The sequence below is a fragment of the Roseateles sp. P5_E11 genome (assembly GCF_054049355.1).
In genome coordinates, this window is sequence record NZ_JBFUMO010001061.1 from 1 (window position 1) to 1,013 (window position 1,013).

Genomic DNA, 1,013 nt, shown 5'->3' on the forward strand with positions numbered 1-1,013 from the left:
GCCCTCGATCGTCTTCTTGAAGGCGCCGAGCAGGAAGCCAAGCTGGGCCACCAGGTCGAAGTGGTCGGCCGCCACGGTCAGCTCGCCCTTGACGCCGGAGCGCGTGAACTCCACGGTGTCGCCGTCGTCACCCTCATGCACCGTGCATTCCATGTCGAACTTCTCTTCGACCTGCTCGGCCCATTTCCAGGCAATCTCGCGGGCCTTCTTCAGGCCCAGGTCGTGGTCTCGGTGAATGCGGATCTCGGCCATCAGCGGCTCTCCGTTGTCTCGTGCACCCCACTCTAAGCGAGAAGGGCGGTGCCACTGCCGTGGGCGCATTTGCCTCCATACTTAGGCGCAGAAAAGCCTGGCGCAAAGCCAGCCGAAGCCCAGGGAGGATCCATGCGCCTTGTCGACCCCGACCCGCTCTGCCTCGACCCGCTCATGGAGGGGCTGACGCATTTCCGTGCGCCCGAGCCCGACCATGAACAGGCTGTCTACTGGTTCCGCGTCGCCGCCGACGCGGGCGACGCCGAGGGACTGGCCATGTTCGCGCTCTGCCAGCTTGAGGGCCTGGGCTTGCCGCGGGACCCGGTGCAGGCCCGTGAGCGCCTGGAGCGCGCCTCCAGCGAGGGCAGCCTGACTGCCAAATTCCATCTAGGCCGCATCCTCGTCGCCGGCTGGGGTGGCGACCCCGATGCACCGCGCGGCGTGGCGCTTTACACCGTCGCCGCATCCCAAGGCCATGCCGATGCCACCTTCAACCTGGCCGCCTGCCTGGAGTCAGGATGGGGCTGCCAGCCCGACCGGCTGGCCGCCAAGGCCCTCTACATGCGCGCCCGCGCCATGGGCAGCCGGCTGAAGGCCCCAGGCCTGCGCATCCGCGAGCGCGAGCTGGAGGCGGTGCGCGAACTCGCGCGTCGCATGGAGCACGGCGGCGAACTTGCGCGCGCCATCGAGGAGCGCCAGCACGAGATCATGCTGATTCACGAGCTCGCGCAGACTCCGGCACGCAAAGCCATGCTGAGCGC

The 1,013-nt window shown here is 68.2% G+C and carries 2 protein-coding genes; one reads left to right on the plus strand and one right to left on the minus strand.

Translation table 11 applies throughout. The annotated features are described in order from the left end of the window. The coding region (locus tag ACXJKR_RS33400; RefSeq protein ID WP_457326516.1) for a polyhydroxyalkanoic acid system family protein at positions 1-252 on the minus strand (252 nt) is incomplete at its 3' end. Between the two features lie 132 nt (positions 253-384). Between ACXJKR_RS33400 and ACXJKR_RS33405 the strand changes: the two genes are divergently transcribed. Continuing rightward, on the plus strand, positions 385-1,013 hold a 629-nt coding region (locus ACXJKR_RS33405; RefSeq protein WP_457326517.1), incomplete at its 3' end, for a tetratricopeptide repeat protein.